General features: G+C 64.1%; 12 protein-coding genes. 3 read left to right on the forward strand and 9 right to left on the reverse strand.

Annotated elements, in window-relative coordinates:
• Positions 1–5: 5 nt before the first annotated feature.
• The 3 genes from NKI64_RS12625 to NKI64_RS12635 all read right to left on the reverse strand — a co-directional run bounded on the left by NKI64_RS12625 (position 6) and on the right by NKI64_RS12635 (position 2,762).
• A complete protein-coding gene (locus NKI64_RS12625; RefSeq protein WP_023712132.1) occupies positions 6–1,202 on the reverse strand; it encodes a PLP-dependent transferase in 1,197 nt (398 codons plus the stop codon).
• Positions 1,199–1,933 (reverse strand): FadR/GntR family transcriptional regulator, encoded by a 735-nt coding sequence (locus tag NKI64_RS12630; RefSeq protein ID WP_352668216.1) that lies wholly within the window; start codon positions 1,931–1,933, stop codon positions 1,199–1,201. The genes NKI64_RS12625 and NKI64_RS12630 overlap by 4 nt, the downstream gene beginning before the upstream one ends.
• 121 nt (positions 1,934–2,054) lie before the next feature.
• On the reverse strand, positions 2,055–2,762 hold the full coding sequence (locus tag NKI64_RS12635; RefSeq protein WP_352668218.1) for a DJ-1/PfpI family protein: 708 nt from the start codon (positions 2,760–2,762) through the stop codon (positions 2,055–2,057).
• A gap of 88 nt (positions 2,763–2,850) precedes the next feature.
• Here NKI64_RS12635 and NKI64_RS12640 point away from each other — a divergent pair, with 88 nt between their 5' ends.
• On the forward strand, positions 2,851–3,798 hold the full coding sequence (locus tag NKI64_RS12640; RefSeq protein WP_352668220.1) for a GlxA family transcriptional regulator: 948 nt from the start codon (positions 2,851–2,853) through the stop codon (positions 3,796–3,798).
• 62 nt (positions 3,799–3,860) lie between these two features.
• Here the strand turns inward: NKI64_RS12640 and NKI64_RS12645 are convergent, their stop codons facing one another.
• The 4 genes from NKI64_RS12645 to NKI64_RS12660 all read right to left on the reverse strand — a co-directional run bounded on the left by NKI64_RS12645 (position 3,861) and on the right by NKI64_RS12660 (position 8,199).
• On the reverse strand, positions 3,861–4,640 hold the full coding sequence (locus NKI64_RS12645; RefSeq protein ID WP_023739508.1) for an SDR family oxidoreductase: 780 nt from the start codon (positions 4,638–4,640) through the stop codon (positions 3,861–3,863).
• 25 nt (positions 4,641–4,665) lie between these two features.
• A complete protein-coding gene (gene araH / locus NKI64_RS12650) occupies positions 4,666–5,616 on the reverse strand; it encodes an L-arabinose ABC transporter permease AraH (RefSeq protein ID WP_023815856.1) in 951 nt (316 codons plus the stop codon).
• An 11-nt stretch (positions 5,617–5,627) separates the two neighbouring features.
• The gene (gene araG, locus NKI64_RS12655; protein ID WP_352668224.1) at positions 5,628–7,139 is read right to left on the reverse strand and encodes an L-arabinose ABC transporter ATP-binding protein AraG; all 1,512 of its coding nucleotides are present in this window, start codon (positions 7,137–7,139) and stop codon (positions 5,628–5,630) included.
• A gap of 70 nt (positions 7,140–7,209) precedes the next feature.
• Entirely contained in the window at positions 7,210–8,199 is a 990-nt protein-coding gene (locus NKI64_RS12660) for an arabinose ABC transporter substrate-binding protein (RefSeq protein ID WP_023668118.1), read from the reverse strand.
• A 245-nt stretch (positions 8,200–8,444) separates the two neighbouring features.
• On the opposite strand from NKI64_RS12660, the gene NKI64_RS12665 reads away from it, so the two are divergent.
• Together NKI64_RS12665 and dgoD are read left to right on the forward strand one after the other, a co-directional pair.
• On the forward strand, positions 8,445–9,134 hold the full coding sequence (locus NKI64_RS12665) for a FadR/GntR family transcriptional regulator (RefSeq protein ID WP_245259915.1): 690 nt from the start codon (positions 8,445–8,447) through the stop codon (positions 9,132–9,134).
• A 7-nt stretch (positions 9,135–9,141) separates the two neighbouring features.
• Positions 9,142–10,290, forward strand: a complete 1,149-nt coding sequence (gene dgoD / locus NKI64_RS12670) for a galactonate dehydratase (protein WP_352668226.1) — start codon at positions 9,142–9,144, stop codon at positions 10,288–10,290.
• Positions 10,291–10,651: 361 nt separating this feature from the next.
• Here the strand turns inward: dgoD and NKI64_RS12675 are convergent, their stop codons facing one another.
• Complete coding sequence (locus tag NKI64_RS12675) at positions 10,652–12,304, reverse strand: FAD-binding dehydrogenase (RefSeq protein WP_352668228.1); 1,653 nt, start codon at positions 12,302–12,304, stop codon at positions 10,652–10,654.
• A gap of 49 nt (positions 12,305–12,353) precedes the next feature.
• Positions 12,354–14,066 (reverse strand): aldehyde dehydrogenase family protein, encoded by a 1,713-nt coding sequence (locus NKI64_RS12680; RefSeq protein WP_352668231.1) that lies wholly within the window; start codon positions 14,064–14,066, stop codon positions 12,354–12,356.
• Positions 14,067–14,081: the final 15 nt, after the last annotated feature.

Below are 14,081 nucleotides of genomic sequence, written 5' to 3' on the forward strand. Positions count from 1 at the left end.
CCCAGTCATTTTTTTGCTTTGTCGAAGGCCTGGCCGATGTCGGCCCAGAGGTCTTCGACGCTTTCCAATCCGACATTGAAGCGGATGGTTCGGGGGCTGACGCCGAAGCGCGCCATCGAATTGAGACCCGGCGTCTGCTCGAGCGAGGCCTTTGCCGGCACGACCAGGCTTTCATGACCACCCCAGCTGACGCCGATGCGGAAAAATTTCAGCGCATCGACGAAAGCGGGAATGTCGACATCCTCCGTCACCTCGAAGGAGAACAGCCCGGCATAGCCGGCAAGCGTCTTCTTGCCGGGATGGTTGGAATAGGCGGGATGATTGACCCGCTCGACCTTGTCATGCGCCTTCAAGCGCTCGGCGATGATGAGCCCGCTCTTCATGTGATGCGGCAGTCTCAGCGGCAGCGTGCGCAGGCCGCGCAACAGCAGCCAGCCCTCGAAAGGCGACAGCTTGGCGCCGAGCTGCGAATAGGTCTGGTCGTTGATATGCTTGATGTGGGCGGCCGAGCCGGCCACCACGCCGGCGACAGTATCGCTGTGACCGCCGAGATATTTCGAGGCGGAATGCAGCACCAGATCCACGCCGTGCAGGATCGGCTTCTGGAACACCGGCGTCGCCCAGGAATTGTCGATTGTGGTGACGATGCCCTGCTCTTTCGCCAGCCGCGTCAGATGTTCGAGATCCTGCAGCTCGAACATCATCGAGGTCGGGCTTTCCAGGTAGAGCAGTTTCGCACCGGGAAGTGCCGCGGCCACCGCATCCGGATCGGAGCCGTCGACATAGTCGACCTTGATATGCAGGCGCGGAAACAGCCGCTCGAACAGTCGGTAGGCGTCGCCATAGCAATTGCGCACCGCAAGGATGCGTTCGCCTGCGCCGACGAAAGCCAGCAACGTCGCGCTGATCGCAGCCATGCCGCTCGAAAAACCACGTGCGGCTTCAGCACCTTCAAGCGCTGCGACGCGCGACTCGAATTCCATCACCGTCGGATTGTCGCCGCGCGAATAGATCGGCTGTTTCCTGCGCCCGGCAAAGGTGTCGGCCATGTCGGCATAGCTGGCGAAGGTGAACAGCGAGGTCTGGTAGATCGGCGGCACCACCGCATTGCCGGGGAACGGGTCGTCATGCGCCAGAAGCGTCGCCGCCTCGGCGAGATAGTCGCTGCCGGAAATGCCTGGGTCGAAGCTGTGCTCGTTCATGTGCGGACCGAAAGTTTGAGGTTGGCGGCGCCGCGCTTCAAATCGTCCTCGACCGTGGCGATCAGCTTCAGCGCTTCGGCCCGGGCGCCTTCCGGATCGTTCGCGGCGATGCAGTCGAACATGGTGCGGTGGTAGGGAAAGCTTGCGTGGCCGAAATCGCGCACGCCGAGCGGATGTTCCCAGAAGCGGTGGAACAGTTCGTGCATGGCGGCGATAATCTGCTCGAACAGCGGATTGCCGCAGGCGCGGTAGATCGCCTGATGGAATTCCCAGTCCTCTTCCGACGACATGCCGGCGCGGCTGAGAAACTCTTCCTCCATGATGTCGAGCTTGCGCTCGATCTCGGCGAGGTCGTCCTTGTCGGCACGAATGGCGCAAAGGGCGGCGGCTTCCGCTTCCAGCGCGCGGCGGATTTCCAGCGTGCGCATCAGGCCGGTGAAATCATTGCCGCCGGCAAGCGTCAGCGGCATGTGCAGCATGTCGAGCGAGACGGCGGCCTTGAGATAGGTGCCCGAGCCCTGCCGGCGCTCGACCAGGCCAAGCCCTTCCCAGCGCGTCAGCGCCTCGCGCACCGTGTTGCGGCTGACCTTCAGACGCTCAGCGAGGATGCGTTCGGTCGGCAGCCTCTCACCGGGTTCCAGCTTCTCGCGCATGACGAAGCCGGCCAACGCCTTCAGCACCGCGTCGTCGCGGGCCGTCGTCTGGATCGGCGGAAGGCTGAATTCGGTCACCGGGGCTATTACCGAAGTGGTTCAATGGTCCAACCAATTTCTGCACAGACGAAGGGACCTGTCAACAGTGGAAACGCAGCAAGGCCGAAGGGCCAGGGGATGCACCTTCGGCCCTGCTGCTTCAGCCGTGGATGCGCGCCGGCGCAGCGGCGGCGCGAGCCTCGCGCCAGCGAGCGAACATTTCCTCGCGAACCCGCCTTGAACCCGCGAGCCGCTCCTTTGCCTGCGCCAGCACGGCCGGCGAAGCCTCGGCGGGCGTGCCGGACCGAAAGGGAGGAGCCGGGGCGTATTCGAGCGAGAGCTGCACGATCTCGGCCTCCTCCTGTCCAAGCAGCCTCGCAACCAGCGCCAGGCCGAAGTCGATCCCCGAAGTGACGCCGCCGGCGGTGATGAGCTTGCCGTCTTCGACGATACGCTCGTCGACCGGGATCGCTCCGAACTCCTCAAGGAAATCATGCGCATACCAGTGCGTGGTCGCGCGCTTGCCCCTCAGCAGTCCGGCCGCCCCAAGCACCAGGGCACCGCTGCAAACGGTGGTGATGTAGCGCACCTGCCCCGCGCGCTCCCACACGAAATCGAGGACTGTCTGGTCCTCCAGCAGCGCGTTGACCCCGCCCCCGCCAGGAATGCACAGCGCGTCGAGGGGCCGGCAATCGTCAAAGGTCGCGGTTGGCGTCAGCGAGAGGCGCGTCGATGACGTCACCGGGTTGCGATCCTTCCAGATCAGTTCCACCTCGGCATCCTTGGCCGATGCCAGGACTTCGTATGGGCCGGTGAGGTCGAGTTGTTGGACGTCGGGGAATACGAGGATGCCGAAACGAAGGGGCATGGAAATCTCCGTGGGTTGACTTCGGGCAATCTACGGCATCATGGTTTGGCACGATTGCCATTCACCCCTCGTTTCAGGCCAAAACCCGATGCGCCGTATCGAAGTGCTTGCCTATCCCGACATCCAGCTCCTCGACGTCAGCGGACCGCTCCAGGTCTTTGCCAGCGCCAACGACTTCAAGCGGCAGGCGGGCGAGCCGGCCCCCTACGAGGTCGTGGTCGTCGCCGCCTCGCCCCGGATAAGGACCTCGGCCGGTCTGGTGCTGGAAGCCACGGCGCTGCCAACCCACGGAGGTGAGATCGACACGCTGCTTGTCCCCGGCGGATGGGGCGTCAACGCGGCCTGCGACGATGCCCAGCTGGTCGAATGGATTGCCAGCCGCTCGCGCGATGCCACGCGAAGCGCTTCCGTCTGCAGCGGCGCCATGCTGCTGGCGACGGCTGGCCTGCTCGACGGCCGCCGCGCGGTGACCCATTGGGGACGCTGCGCGGAGTTCGCCCGGCGCTTTCCCGCGGTCCGCCTCGAACCCGATCCGATCTTCATCCGCGACGGCAATGTCTGGACATCCGCCGGCGTAACGGCGGGGATCGATCTCGCCCTCTCCCTTGTCGAGGCCGACCTTGGCCGGCACACGGCGCTCGGCGTGGCGCGCGAGTTGGTGGTCTTCCTGAAACGTCCCGGTGGCCAGGCGCAATTCAGCCAGACCCTCAAGCTGCAGCAAGGCGACGGGCGCTTCGACCGGCTGCATGGCTGGATCCTCGAAAATCTGGCCGGTGACCTGTCGCTCACGCAGTTGGCCGACCACGCCAATATGAGCCCGCGCAGCTTCTCGCGGCGCTATCGCGAGGCCACCGGCCGGACACCTGCCCGCGCGATCGAGGAGATCCGGATCGAGGCGGCGCGGCGGATGCTGGAGCGGGGCCAGCCCGTCAACCAGACGGCCCGCCGCTGCGGTTTCGGCTCGGAAGAAACCATGCGGCGCGGCTTTCTGCGCGTGCTGGGCACCAATCCGCGCGCCTATCGCGAGCGTTTCTGATCGCGACTGCTTGCTCCATTAGGCCGGCGGTCGATGCGGTAGAAATAGAGCCTCTCCAGCGTTCAGGCGGGATGCTGTAGCTGGCTGAGCCCGCCATCGACGACGAGGGTCGCCGCGTTCATGAACGGGCACTCCTCAGAAATCATGAACACAGCGGCCAGCGCGATCTCGCGCGCCGAGGCGATGCGGCCGCCGGGATGCAGCGCCAGCGTCTTGGCGCGCGCCGCAACCGGATCGGCAAAACTGTTCCAATAGTCGGTCGCCTTCTGCGTCTCGACATAACCGGGCGCCAGCGCGTTCACGCGCACGCCCTGCCCGGCATATTCCAGCGCCAGCGACTTGGTCAGCCCAAGCAGCGCGTGCTTGGCCACGGGATAGGGGAAGGTATGAGGGATGATGGTGAAGCTGTGCGTCGAGGCGATGTTGAGGATCGCGCCACCGCCATTTGCGATCATTGCCGGCAGCACCGCCTTGGCGCAGTTCCAGGCGCCTTTGACGTTGACATCGAAATTGCGATTCCACTCCTCCTCGGTCGCCTCGAGCGGCGTCGAGAACACATTCATCCCGGCATTGTTGATCAGCGCGTTGATCGGCCCGATCGCGTCGGTCGCCCGGCTGACGGCAGCGGCAATCGCGGCCCCGTCGCTGATGTCGGCTGCGGTATGTCCGACATGGCCCTGCGGTGCGGCAAGGCCGGCGACCGTTTTGTCCAGCAGCGCGCCGTCGCGATCGACCAGGAACAGTTTTGCCCCTTCGGCCAGGCAGGCCTCGGCGATGGCAAGCCCGATGCCTTGCGCGGCGCCGGTGAGGAAGATGCGTTTGCCGGACAGGCGCTCAGCCATGGCTGTCACTCCACTGGAAGACGGATCAGCGCCGGCCCAGTGCCGACGAACGCAGATTGTCGAGCAAAACGGCAAGCAGCAGGATCACGCCGCGCACAATGTATTGGTAGAAGGCTGGGATGTTGAGCAGGTTCATGGCGTTTTCGGCGATGCCCATGATCAGCACGCCGACGATGACGCCCGACATGGTGGCGCGGCCGCCGGCAAGCGAGACGCCGCCGAGCACGCAGGCCGAGATGACCGAGAGTTCAAGCCCCACCGCCGCATTGGGTTGGCCCGACGTGATGCGCGAGGCCAAAAGGATGCCGGCGATGCCGCAAACCACGCCTTGCAGCGCAAAGATCCAGATGCGCGTCCAGTCGACATTGACGCCGGCCAGGCGCGAAGCCTCCGGGTTACCGCCGATGGCCAGCGTGTTCTTGCCGAACACGGTACGATTGAGGACAAAACCGAAGATGCAGAACAGCACGGCCAGGACCCAGACCGGCGTCGGAATGCCGAACAGCTTCGACAGCGCCAGTTGGTAGAAATCCGGGCTGTTGATGCCGACGGCGCGGCCATCGGATGCGATCAGCGCAAGGCCGCGCACGATCTGCATGGTAGCAAGCGTCGTGATCAGCGCGTTGATGCGGAACTTGGCGATGACGACGCCGTTGATGAAGCCGACGAAGGCGCCGCAGGCGATTGCCGCAAGAAGCCCGAGGATGATCGATCCGGTATAGTTCGACGCCATCACCGCGACCATGCCGGCGAAAGCAACGATCGAACCGACCGAGAGGTCGAAGTCGCGCGCGGCGAGGCAGAACATCATCGTGCAGGCGACGATGCCGACGGTGACCACCGATTGCAGCAGGCCGAGCATGTTGCGGTCGGTCAGAAAATTCGGCACCAGCAGCGACACCAGCGCGAAGGCGACGATGAAGATCACGACGAGGCCCTGTTCGCCGAGCAGGATCTTCTTCAACTGATCGGTCATGGCAAAGATCCTCAGGATGCGATCGCGTCGGGGGTTTTCTGATCGGGAAGAGCGGCGGCCAGGATCGCTTTTTCGGCGAACTGGTCGCGCGCGAGTTCGGCGCTGATGCGCCCGCCGCACATCACCAGGATGCGGTCGCAAATGCCCATCACTTCCGGCAGTTCGGACGAGACGACGACGATCGCCATGCCGTCTTCGGCAAGCTGGTAGAGCAGTTCGTAGATTTCCGCTTTGGCGCCGACATCGATACCGCGTGTCGGCTCGTCGACGATAAGCACGCGCACGCCCTGCTCCGACAGCCAGCGGCCGAGAATGACCTTCTGCTGGTTGCCACCGGAGAGGTTGATGATGTCCTGCTTGCGCGACGGCGTGCGCACCTTGAGCTTCTTGATGAAGGTCTCGGCGGTGGCGATCTCGTTAGCGCGGTTCAAGATTCCGAAGCGTGTGTGATGACGCCGCGACGAGATGTTGATGTTCTCCTCGATCGAGCGGCCCTGGATGATGCCGTCATGCTTGCGGTCTTCCGAGCACAAAACGATCCCGGCGCGGATCGCGTCATGCGGATCGGTGGCATGCACGACCTTGCCATCAACGGTAATGGTGCCACCTGAGCGCGGGTCGGCGCCGAACACCAGCCGCATCAGTTCCGAGCGCCCCGCGCCGATCAGGCCGAAGAAGCCGACGATCTCGCCCGCCCTCGCCTCGAAGCTGGCGGGCGTCGTCAGTTTTACTCCGCAAACAGCGTCGACCTTCAGCCGGACATCGCCGGCCGGGCGTGGGCGAAACCCCCAGATATCGGAGATTTCGCGGCCGACCATTTCGGCGACGACCTGGTCGCGTGTGACGTTTTTCAGCGACGCATGGTGCGCCGCGAGCTTGCCGTCGCGCAGCACGGTCAGGCTGTCGCAGAGGCGGAACACTTCGTCCAGCCGGTGCGATACATAGATGATGACCTTGCCCTCGCCGCGCAGGCGGTCGATCAGGGCAAACAGGATTTCGCTTTCGCGCGACGACAATGACGAGGTCGGCTCGTCCAGAGCGATGACGCGCGCGTCGAGCATGATCGCCTTGGCGATCTCGACCATCTGGCGCTCGCCGATCGACAGCGTCTTGACCTTGCGGCTGATGTCGATGTCGATGCCCGCCGATTTCAGCTTGGCGCCAACATCGTCCAGCATCCTGGCACGGGCGATGATGCCGGCGTTGGCGGGGAAGCGGCCGAGGCTGAGGTTTTCGGCAACAGTGAGCTCAGGAACCAGCTGCAGTTCCTGGTGGATGACGATGACGCCATTGTCGAAGGCATCCCTCGTCGATGAATAGGCCTGGACCTCGCCGTCGATGCTGATTGCGCCGTCATCGGCATGCTGGTCGCCCGACAGGATCTTGATCAGCGTGGATTTGCCGGCGCCGTTCTCGCCCATCAAGCCATGCACGGCGCCCTTGTCGACGCTGAACGAGACGCCGGACAGCGCCTTGACGCCCGGATAGGTCTTGGTGATTTCCGAGAAGTCGAGAAGGGACATGGGGCGCCTATCCTTTTGCCATGCCAAACAGGCGGCGGCTATGAGCCGCCGCCTGTTTGTACAGGGAGGATTATTCGATGCCGAGACCCTTGCGGACCGTCTGGTAGTCGTCGCGCTTGGCCAGCGCACCGGCGGTCAGGATGAGCTTCTCGGGTTCCTTGTTGTTGGCGACCCAGTCATACATGTTGAGCGCAGTCTCGTAGCCGTGACGCTTCGGCGAGATGATCACCGTGCCGACGAAGCCGGTGGCGGTCGGCTTCTTGAACTCGTTGATCGCCGAATCCGCGCCGCCAATGCCGACGCCAATCACGTTTTCGGCCGGGATGCCGACGCTTTCGGAAGCGCGCACGGCGCCGAGAACGGCTTCGTCGTTGAGGCCGAAGGAGACCCACTTCTTGATGTCGGCATGGGCGTTGAGTACCACCGTCGCCGCATTGAGCGCAGCCTCGGTATCGGTCTTGGCCTGCGGCGCGTCAAAGATGTTTTCGGCCTTGAAGCCGTTGGCCTTCAGCACCGAAATGGCGCCTTCGACCCGGTCGACGGCGGTCGGCAACTGATCATAGGAGACGCGGATGGCGCCAACCTCGTCGGCCTTCCAGCCGCGCGCCTTCATTTCGTCGACGATCGCCTGGCCGACGGCCTCGCCGATCTTGGTCGCCGAAATGCCCATATGCGGCACGTCTTCCAGCGCCTTCCCGTCTGCGCCGACCAGACGGTCATCAACCGTCATCAGCTTGAGATTGTTGGCGGCGGCCTTGGCGACGATGCCGGGGCCGAGCTTCACATCAGGCGTGCAGACGATGAAGCCTTGCGCGCCCTGCGCGCCGAGATTGTCGATCGCCGACATCAGCTTCTCACCGTCCTCGGCGCCGATCTTGACCAGGGTAAAACCCTTCTCCTTGGCGGCCTGGTCGGCGAACTTCCATTCGTCCTGGAACCACGGCTCCTCGGGCTGTTTGACGATAAAACCTATCTTGGTGTCCTGAGCATATGCAGCGATGGTCGTGACGGACAGCACGGCAAGCGCGCCCGCGACGAGCGCGGTCTTCAGAAGTCGCATGATTACCTCCCAGCGATGGCCGGGCGCTCAGCCCGGATGCAGAGTCTCTAATTCTTTTTATCATACTCGTCAATTGATCTGGTATGATAATTGAGCTACATGCTCTGACCAGGGACCGCTGGCGCAAATCATCCGCATCCGGTAAGGCCGGGGACGCGAGATCAGTGGTTTCGCCGCCTTGGAGGAGGGCTGAGGTGACCGAAACTTCGAAGAAGGCATCAGGCGACACCCGCCGCCCGCGCGTCATGCCCGATGTGACCAAGGCGCTTGCCTCAGACATCTTTTCCGGACGCTATCCCGCCGGCTCGTCTCTGCCGACCGAAAACGAACTCGGAGTCGAATATGGCGTCAGCCGCACCGTCATCCGCGAGGCGCTGAAGGTGCTGGCCGCCAAGGGGCTGGTGCTGTCGCGGCCGCGCATCGGCACGGTTGTATGTGAACAGGACAACTGGAACATCATCGACCCGCAGGTGCTGGCCTGGCACGCGCCGCATGCGCTGGACGACAAATTGTTCGACGCCATCCTCGAGACGCGCCGCGCCATCGAGCCGCTGGTAGCTGAACTGGCGGCGACTCGTGCGACGCTGCAGGAGATCGCCGATCTCGAAGCCGCCTGGCGCGGCATGGCCAATGCCGGCGAGGATCTCGCCGCCTTCTCGCGCTCGGACATCACTTTCCACCAGATCGTCTATGCCGCGAGCCACAACCCGATCTTCCGCCAGATCGGCAATCTGATCGACACCGGGCTGAAATTCTCGCTCGAAGCAACGGCGACCATTTCGCTCGCCCGGCGCATGGAAGCGGTGGCGGCGCACCGTGAGGTGGTCGAGGCGCTGCGCATGCGCGATGCCGCGGCGGCGCGTGCGGCGGCAGGCCGGATCCTCGACCTTGCGGCGCGCGACCTGGTCAGCGCCAAGAAACTCAAGAACAACTGAGACCAGCATGAAAATCATCTCGCTCACCACCTACATCGTCCCGCCGCGCTGGCTGTTCCTGAAGATCGAGACTGATGCCGGCGTTACCGGCTGGGGCGAGCCTGTGGTCGAAGGCCGTGCGCTGACGGTCGAGGCAGCGGTCAAGGAACTCGGCGATTATCTCATCGGCAAGGACCCGCGCCTGATCGAGGACCATTGGACGGTGATGCATCGCGGCGGCTTCTACCGCGGCGGGCCGATCCTGATGAGCGCCATTGCCGGCATCGACCAGGCGCTGTGGGACATCAAGGGCAAGGCGCTCGGCGTCCCGGTGCATGAACTGCTCGGCGGCAAATTGCGCGACAGCATCAAGGTCTATTCCTGGATCGGCGGCGATCGGCCGGCGGAAGTGGCCGCGGGCGCCAGGGAAGTGGTGGCGCGCGGCTTCCAGGCGCTGAAGATGAATGGCACCGAGGAACTGCAGATCGTCGACAGCCATGACAGAATAGATGCGGCTGTCGAACGAGTCGCCATGGTGCGCGAGGCCGTTGGGTCCAACATTGGCATCGCCGTCGATTTCCACGGCCGCGTGCATCGGCCGATGGCGCGCATGCTGGTTAAGGAGCTCGAACCCTACCGGCTGATGTTCATCGAGGAGCCGGTGCTGAGCGAAAATCGCGAGGCGCTGAAGGAGATCGCAGCGCTGGGCTCGACGCCGATCGCGCTCGGCGAGCGTCTTTACAGCCGCTGGGATTTCAAGTCGGTGTTCGAGCAAGGCGCCGTCGATATCATCCAGCCGGACCTGTCGCATGCCGGCGGCATCACCGAATGCCGCAAGATCGCGGCGATGGCCGAGGCCTATGACATTGCGGTGGCGCCACACTGCCCGCTCGGGCCGATCGCGCTTGCCGCCTGCCTGCAGCTCGATGCCGTCAGCTACAACTGCTTCATCCAGGAACAGAGCCTCGGCATCCACTACAACGCCGCAAACGATTTGCTCGATTATGCCGCCAACAAGGACGTCTTTCGCTACGAGGATGGCTATGTCGCAATCCCCGATGGTCCCGGCCTCGGCGTCGAGATCGACGAGGACTACGTCAAGGAAAGGGCCAAGGAAGGCCACCGCTGGCGCAACCCGGTCTGGCGTCACAAGGACGGCTCCTTCGCCGAGTGGTAGCCCGGCCGACCTTGCGGCCAGGCCTTCAGGACCTCGAGCTCAATTTCGCGGTGGCGCCAGCGTAACGCAGGCCTCTGATGTGCCGCAGCGCCGAGCACCAGCGCATGGGAACCGTCGGCGCCGGCAAGCCGCAACTGGCTGACCGCCTGGGTTGCGGCAAGCAGCGGCGTCAAAATTCTCGACGCATGGCAAGAGAAGGATCGGCAAGTAAATGCAACCGGAAACATATTTTAGCTAGCAGTGGTTGCTTGCAAACATCACGCCGTTTGATGCCTTTGACATTCGATCGAAAGCATTCGCTATCCATGGGACATGGCGGATGTCCTGTTCTTATCGACCTTTTCTTGGCCCGCCAGCCGCGTCACCTGCCCGCGGCGTGCCGGCCTGCGTTCCTGCCGGAGAAGATGCAGCTCCCGAGAAATGTCCCTTCCAGCGCATTGTAGCCGTGATAGCCGCCGCCACCGCCGCCGGCCACCTCGCCTGCCGCATAGAGCCCGGCAATGGGTTCGCCATTGCCGTCGAGAACCTGCGAATTGAGATTGGTGTGCAGGCCGCCAAGCGTTTTGCGCGTCAGGATGTTGAGGCGCACCGCGATCAGCGGCCCGTGCCTGGGATCGAGTATCTTGTGCGGCTTGGTCACCCGGAAGATCTTGTCGCCAATGTAGTTGCGGGCGCCGCGGACGGCTGTGACCTGCGCATCCTTGGTATAGGCATGGTCGACCTCGCGATCGCGCGCCACGATCTGCGCCTTGAGCCGGTCGTAGTCGAGCAGATTGTCGCCTGACAGCGCGTTCATGCCGGCGACCAAGTCGGCCAGGTTGTCGCGGACGACGAAGTCCTCGCCCTTTTCCAGGAACGCTGCCACCGATGGTGGCGCCTTGCCGCCGCGCCGGTTCTTCAGCACGGCCCGCCAATCCTTGGCCGTAAAGTCTAGGTTTTGCTCCGAACCCGACAGCACGAACTCCTTCGAAGCGATCGTCTTGCTCAGCACGAACCAGGAATAATCGTGTCCCGTCGACAGGATACGCTTCAAGGTGCCGAGCGAATCGAAGCTCGGGAAGAACGGCGCCTCCATGCGTTGTCCCAGAGCATCGAACCATAGCGGCGACGGCGCCGACAGGATGCGAATGCCGTGGTTCGGCCAGATCGGATCCCAGTTCTTGATCCCCTCGACATAGTGCCACATGCGGTCGGCGTTGATGACGGCCCCGCCGGCGTCCTGGGTGATCGCCACCATGCGGCCGTCGACATGGTGCGGCACGCCGGCAACCATACGCTTCGGCGCTGGCCCCAGCCGCCCGACCGGCCAAACCTTGCGAACCAACTCATGATTGCCGCCGATGCCGCCCGAGGTGACGATCACGACACCGGCCGAAAGCTCGAAATCGCCGACGGCCGTGCGGCTCGACTGCTTGCCGCGCTCGACATTGGACGCCTCCAGCATTTCACCCATGACGCCGGTGACCGCACCATTGGTTTTGACCAGCCGGTTGACCTGATGGCGGAATTTCAGCGTGATCAGCCCTTTGGCGACGTGCTCGCGCACGCGCCTTTCGAACGGCGCGACCACGCCCGGCCCAGTGCCCCATGTCAGGTGGAAGCGCGGCACTGAATTGCCGTGGCCATTGGCCAGCGCGCCGCCGCGCTCGGCCCAGCCGACCACCGGCCACCAGCGCATGCCCATGGCGTAGAGCCACGGCCGCATCTCGCCGGCGGCGAAATCGACATAGGCTTCCGCCACTTTCCTTGGCCAATGGTCCTCGGGCCGGTCGAACTGGGCAGAGCCCAGCCAATCCTGCCAGGCGAGGTCGCGGCTGTCCTTGATGCGCAGGCGGCGTTGCTCGGGCGTGTTGACCAAAAACAGGCCGCCGAGCGACCAGAATGCCTGGCCGCCGAGAAAACCGCCACCCTCTTGCTCGACGATGATCACGCGCTTGCCGGCATCGCCGAGTTCCGCGGCTGCGGCCAGGCCGGCCAGCCCGCCGCCAACGATGATTGCGTCCGCGTCAGCCATTGTCGTAGCTCCTGTGCCGGCTTTTGTTTTCGAGATCGGATGCTCGTTGCTAGCCGCGCAGCGCGTTCCAGATGATGCGCGGCAGCTTCAGGAGGCTCGGCTGGTAGTTGAACTCGGTGATCAGGCGGCCGACCATGTGTGCCCTTTTGTGGGTCAGGAACCAGGCCGGCTTCGGCATGATGCGGAACGGCGCTTCGAGCACGCTGCGCTCCGGTCTGTCGAACAAATAGGTGTTGTGGACGACGCCGATGCCGCTCTGCACATCGTCGAGCGTGTGGCCAAGGAAAGCACCCCAGGTCGGGCGCAGCAGCGCGAACAGAACGCCGCTCCAGGAATTGATGCCGATGCCGCCATAGCGCAGTTCGGCAATGATTTCCTCGAAGCGCTGCCGGCCGATCTCGGCGATCGTCCTGGGATGGATGAGGATGTTGGCGGCAAGCGTGCCGTGCAGCTTTTCATTGGCGTAGGCGACAGCGGCGCGCAGATAGGATTCCGCATTGCCCGCCGGCAGCCGCATGACGCTGAGCGCCGGCGCGAACACCTCGGCATTTTCGAGATAGGTATCCGTGCCCGGCCGGAACGGCACCACCACGCAGGCCGGCCCGCCGGGCCGCTCGAATTTCTGTACGCTGTCGGCATGCGCCTCGAAGGCGGCGAGGCGCTCGGTCGCGCCGGGATAATAGGCCGGGCGCGACGGGGCTTTCTGCATCACCTTTTCGAGGGCCGCCAGAAGCGCATCGGATTTGCCCCAGCCTTCGGGCAACACGAGCATTTGGCAGGCGATGCAGTTGAAACCGGAATTGTTGAGCTTTTGGGTAGCGATCAGTTCGGCGTGGTAGGTGATATCGGCATCCGACCACGGACCGGGCACCACGATGGTGGGTGCCACGCCGCCAAGCTCCGAGGTGATACGCCGGCTGTTGCGCGGCGTGCCCGCCGCCTTGTTCTTGCGGCCCTCCTCGCCAGGCCCCCAGACGATCGCGTCATGCGAGGCGGCGGCACCGGTGATGTGGATGTCGTCGACGAGATCGTGGTTGCACAGATACGCGCCGACATCGGCGCCACCGCGCACGATGCGCAGCGCTCCGAATTCGATCAGCGGCCGCAGCGCCGGCCGCAGGAAATCGATCAGATAGTCGTTGACCGGGTTCATCTTGAGCAGAACCACCTGGTGCTCGACCAAAAGCTTGTGCAGGCAGTCGAGCGGCGCGATCGAGGCGACATTGCCGGCGCCGAGCACGAGGCCGATCTTGCCCTTGCGGCTGGTGCGCGGCGCGTCATAGGCCGATGCGGTGTTTGCGGCGAGGTTCGCCTTGGTCACGCCGGGCTGCATCCAGATCTCGGCCTTCAGCCCGGTGAACAACACCTTGTCCCAGAGCGAATTCGGAACCACCGTCACAGCCACCTGTCCGTTGGGCAAGGTGCGAACCGGCAGACTGTCAAGGAACTTCTTGCCCTCCATAAGGCTCAGCGTGTGGATGAACTGGTTGCAGCCATCCATCAGCGCCGCCGGGCCAGCCAGCCATTCCTCACCTTCCAGCGGCGAGCCGGTCGGGATGCCCTTCTTGCGCGTCGCGGTTTTGACCCACGCCCCGGCGACCTCGCGGACGTGATCCTTGACCTGCCGCAGCAAGGCGATCCGCTCGCCATTCGAGGTCTGCGCCCAGTCGTCCTTCCTGGCGTCGAGATCGGTGAGCGCGAGGTCGAGTTCGGCTGCCCATTCAGGCTGCACGGGCTGAGTTTTGACTGCCTTGGCGACCATCCTATCCTCCTCCAC

Origin of the sequence: Mesorhizobium sp. M0478 (genome assembly GCF_040321305.1) — a bacterium.
Taxonomy (GTDB): domain Bacteria; phylum Pseudomonadota; class Alphaproteobacteria; order Rhizobiales; family Rhizobiaceae; genus Mesorhizobium.